Annotated in this window: 3 protein-coding genes; 1 reads left to right on the top strand and 2 read right to left on the bottom strand. The window is 62.5% G+C overall.

All coding sequences use genetic code 11. The features are described 5' to 3' along the window. Positions 1-97: 97 nt before the first annotated feature. Positions 98-1099, bottom strand: coding sequence for a sensor domain-containing diguanylate cyclase (locus tag B348_RS0106245; RefSeq protein ID WP_017735285.1), 1002 nt, complete (start codon positions 1097-1099; stop codon positions 98-100). Positions 1100-1287: 188 nt separating this feature from the next. Beyond that, positions 1288-2472: a delta-9 fatty acid desaturase DesA gene (gene desA / locus B348_RS0106240; RefSeq protein ID WP_017735284.1), complete on the bottom strand. Its 1185-nt coding sequence runs from the start codon at positions 2470-2472 to the stop codon at positions 1288-1290. A gap of 166 nt (positions 2473-2638) precedes the next feature. Here desA and dibA point away from each other — a divergent pair, with 166 nt between their 5' ends. Further along, complete coding sequence (dibA, locus tag B348_RS0106235) at positions 2639-4552, top strand: phosphodiesterase DibA (protein ID WP_017735283.1); 1914 nt, start codon at positions 2639-2641, stop codon at positions 4550-4552. The last annotated feature ends 72 nt before the right edge of the window (positions 4553-4624 follow it).

Here is a 4624-nt window from a genome sequence, read left to right as displayed (position 1 = left end):
CCCGCGATGAGGGTGTGTCAGTCAGCAGATTTCTAGCTGACCCACCGCCATCGCGGGCAAGCCCGCTCCCACACTGGATCTTTGTTGCGGCAGATATTTAGCTCGCGACGACGCGATTCTTGCCCAGCCGCTTGGCCTCATACATCGCCGCATCCGCGCGGGCGAACAGGCTGTCCAACGTCGAGTCCTCCTCGCTCAGGCTGGCCAAACCCTGGCTGACCGTCACCGTAAACGCCGACCCTTCATAGCTGAAACTCAACGCCTGGATCTCCTTGCCCAGCCGCTCCGCCACCTGCAACGCCATCTCCGGCGCACAACCGGGCAGGACCGCGGCGAATTCTTCGCCGCCAATGCGCCCGAACAGGTCGCCACGGCGCAATACCCCGCGACCGCTCTCGGCGATACGCCGCAGCACCTGGTCGCCCTCCAGATGGCCGTAGGAGTCGTTGACGTCCTTGAAGTCATCGATGTCCAGCAACAGGAACGCCAAGGGCGCGCCCTGGGCGCAGGCGCTGTCGAATGCCTGGTTGGCGCATTCGAAGAAGTGCCGGCGGTTGCTGCTCTGGGTCAGCACGTCGGTGGTGGCGAGGCGATGCAGCTCCAGTTCCAGCTGCTTTTTCTCGGTGATGTCTTCGGCCATGCCGACCACAATCACCGGCTCGCCGGGTTCGACCTGCTGATTGATGTAGCACTTGTCGCTGAGCCAGCGGATCTGCCCGTCAGCGGTGATGATGCGGTACTCGCGGTCTTCCACGGCGCCCTGTTCCAGCACGCGGGCCAGGCTGTGCTCGGCGTAGTCGAGGTCTTCGGGGTGAATGCTGTTGCGCCATTCGCGATGGTCGGCCAGCAGCAAGCCGGCCGAACGCCCGAATACCCGCTCGTAGGCCGGGCTCACGTACAGCACGCGGCGCGTTTCCCAGTCGATGGCCCACAGCACGGCGTTCACGCTGACCAACAGGGAACTGAGCAATTGTTCGCGCTCGCTCAGCCGCTCGACTTCGCCCTGGGCGTGCATCAGCGCCAGCAGCGTCGCCGCCGCTGCGGGGCGCGGGTGCTCGGTGCTGGGGGGATCGGGCTGGTAGGGCTTTTCGTGAACCATCGGCACAACTCTCTCTGGGCGCGCCGCAGGATGGAACAGCGGTCACTACAAGGGGCCACCATGATGGCGAAGTGTTCATTGAGAGAGGGGAATTGCAGTGAAGTTCCGTCATCGGTCGCGATTGACGGTGTCCGAGAAATGGCGCCAAAAAGCCGGTGGGTGGGAGGGCAAGCCCTCCCACCGTAGGGTCAGACCGCTGCAGGACGCAGGGAATAGGTCTTCAATTGGTGGGCAAAGTCGCGCAGGGACTGGATGCCGCTGGCCTCGGCCTCATGCACCCATTCCTTGATGGCGGCGAGCATGTCGTGGCCATTGGTGCTGGTCTTGAGCCAGATCTGTTGCAGCGCCAGGCGCTTTTCGTAGATCACTTTCAGGGCCTGGCTGTGTTCCAGCATGCCCTGGATGCGCAGGTGATGGCGCTCATCCAACAGGCTGGTCTCCCGCGACAGCAAACGCTTGGCGCGGTGGAACTGGTGGCGCACCGAGTGATCGACCTTTTCCAGCTCTTGCTTGACCAGCGGGCCGATCACCAGCTTGCGGTACTGGGCCATGATCTGGAAGCGGTTGTTGAGGATCGCCATCGCAGTGTCCATGTCCAGGTGGCCCTTGCCCTCGACGCGGTGGGCAATCGGCGCCACACGCTGCACCTTGGCCAGGCGCAGCCAGCTGAACACCTTGATCCAGGCCCAACCGAGGTCGAACTCCCACTTCTTCACCGACAGCTTGGCGGAGTTGGGGTAGGTGTGATGGTTGTTGTGCAGCTCTTCGCCGCCGACGATGATGCCCCACGGCACCAGGTTGGTCGCCGCGTCACGGCATTCGAAGTTGCGATAGCCCACGGCATGGCCCAGGCCGTTGATCACGCCGGCGGCCCAGAACGGGATCCACATCATCTGGATCGCCCAGATGGTGATGCCGATGGTGCCGAACAGCAGCAGGTCGATCACGCCCATGATTGCCACGCCCAGCAGCGGGTAGGGGGTGTAGATCTTGCGTTCGATCCAGTCGTCCGGGCAGTTCTTGCCGTAGATGCGCAAGGTCTCGGGGTTTTCCGCCTCGGCGCGGTACAGTTCGGCACCTTTGCGCAATACGGTGGACAGGCCTTTGATCACCGGGCTGTGCGGGTCATCGACGGTTTCGCATTTGGCGTGGTGTTTACGGTGGATGGCGGTCCACTCGCGGGTGTTCTGTGCCGTGGTCAGCCACAGCCAGAAGCGGAAGAAGTGTTTCAGGCCGGCATTGAGTTCCAGGGAACGATGGGCTGAATAGCGGTGCAGATAGACGGTGACCCCAACGATGGTCACGTGGGTCATCAACAGAGTGACTGCCACCAGTTGCCAGGCTGACAGGTCAAGAAAACCGTTGTACCACATAGGCTGTATGGCCCTCAGATAAAGAAAAAAACAGCTCACGCATTATCACTAAGCCTACAGAGAAAACCAGCCACCCTTTCAGATAGGAGTGACTGGATGTTTCTTATTCTATAATCCGCAGCCTTTGTAGGGCGATTCTGTTTTTTTAGTAAGGATTACTGAGCATATGCTGCTTTCATACCGAGGTGCCCTACGTGTAGGGCTGGTATACCTGCTGGTTTCCATTGTCTGGCTCCAGCTCAGCAACCAGGTATTGATCAACTTTCTCGATGAACCGAGGGAGCTGGGTCACTGGCTGCAGGTGCGCGGCTATGTGTGGGTGGCCCTCAGCGCGCTGGCCATTTACCTGCTCTGTGCGCGGTTTGACCGGGCCAGCCGGCTTGCCCAGCCACTGCAGGAAAACCGCGAGCGCCTGCGCCAGGCCGCCGCCGTGTTCGACTGCACCCGCGAAGGCGTGCTGGTCACCGACGCCAAGGGCCTGATCGTGCATGTGAACCGGGCCTTTGTGGAGATCACCGGCTACCGCCGCGAAGACGTCATGGGCCAGCAGCCGAGCCTGTTCAAGTCTGGGCGCCATTCATCGGGTTTTTATCAACAGATGTTCCAGGCCCTGGGGCGTACCGGCGAATGGAGCGGAGAGATCTGGAACCGACGCAAGAGCGGCGAGATTTATCCACAGTGGCAAACCATCCGCGCCGTGCAGGATGATCTCGGCCACGTCAGCCACTACGTCGCGGTGTTCTCCGACATCACCGCCATCAAGCATTCCGAGCACGAACTGGCGCACCTGGCGCACCACGACCCGCTCACCGACCTGCCCAACCGCCTGCTGTTCACCGACCGCGCCGAGCAGGCGCTGGCCTCGGCGCAAGTGCACAAGCGCGGCTGTGCCTTGCTGCTGCTGGACCTGGACCACTTCAAGATCATCAACGACAGCCTTGGCCATAACGTCGGCGACCAACTGCTCAAGCTGGTGGGCGAGCGGCTCAAGGCCCTGTTCGGCCCCGGCGTGACCCTGGCGCGCCTGGGCGGAGACGAGTTCGCCGTGCTGGCGGAAAGTTGTCCACAGGTGGTGCAAGCCGCCGGCCTGGCGCAGCGCATGCTGGATGCGATGAAACAACCGTTCATCTTTGACGGCCACCAGCTGTTTATCAGCGCCAGCGTCGGCATCAGCCTGTTCCCCAGCGATGCCCTGAGCGCCGAGCAACTGCTGCGCAACGCCGACTCGGCGCTGTTCAAGGCCAAGAGCGCCGGGCGCGAAGGCTACGCCCTGTACACCGAAGAACTCACCGCCCACGCGCAAAACCGCGTGGAAATCGCCAGCGAACTGCGCCGCGCCCTCGACCAGCACGAACTGCGCGTCTACTACCAGCCCGTGCACGACCTGCAAGACAGCCGCCTGATCGGCGTCGAGGCGCTGGTGCGCTGGGAACACCCGGAACGTGGCCTGGTGCCGCCGGGGGATTTCATCCCCATCGCCGAACGCACCGGGTTGATCGCCGATATCGACGCCTGGGTGCTGGACCAGTCGTGCCGCCAGATGGGCCAATGGCTGGCGCAGGGCGTGGCGCTGAATTTTATTGCGGTCAACGTCTCCAGCCGCCTGTTTGCCCGTCGCGAGTTGTACGAGCAAGTTGCCCAGGTGCTGCACGACACCGGCCTGGACCCGGCTTTTCTTGAGCTGGAAGTCACCGAAAGCGCGGTGATGGACGACCCCGAAGCCGCCCTGGAGCAACTGCATCGCCTGCGCGAACTGGGCTTGCGCCTGGCCATCGACGACTTCGGCACCGGCTATTCCTCACTGCTGCGCCTCAAGCGCCTGCCGGTGCAGAAACTCAAGATCGACCAGGGCTTTGTCGCCGGCTTGCCGTGGGACGAAGACGACGCCGCCATCGTGCGCGTGGTCATCGCCCTGGCGAAAAGCATGGGCATGCAGGTGCATGCCGAAGGGATCGAGCAGGTGGAGCAGGCGCGGTTTCTGTTGGAACATGAATGCGACCTGGGCCAGGGCTACTGGTTTGGCCGGCCGGTGCCGGCGAGTGAAATCGACTGGAACCGAGCCCCGCCGATCCAAAGTTGAAATGCACTCAAAATGTGGGAGCTGGCTTGCCTGCGATAGCGGTGTGTCAGCCAGCACATCACTTGCTGATAG

Origin of the sequence: Pseudomonas sp. CBZ-4, assembly GCF_000346755.1 — a bacterium.
Taxonomy (GTDB): Bacteria; Pseudomonadota; Gammaproteobacteria; order Pseudomonadales; family Pseudomonadaceae; genus Aquipseudomonas.
Note: the sequence above shows the minus strand (reverse complement) of the source record. Positions and strands in the feature narration are given on the sequence as shown.

Excerpts from the sequence above, each read along its gene's own strand:
- B348_RS0106245 (WP_017735285.1), bottom strand. The coding sequence starts at position 1,099 with ATGGTTCACGAAAAGCCCTACCAGCCCGATCCCCCCAGCACCGAGCAC.
- desA (WP_017735284.1), bottom strand. The coding sequence starts at position 2,472 with ATGTGGTACAACGGTTTTCTTGACCTGTCAGCCTGGCAACTGGTGGCA.
- dibA (WP_017735283.1), top strand. The coding sequence starts at position 2,639 with ATGCTGCTTTCATACCGAGGTGCCCTACGTGTAGGGCTGGTATACCTG.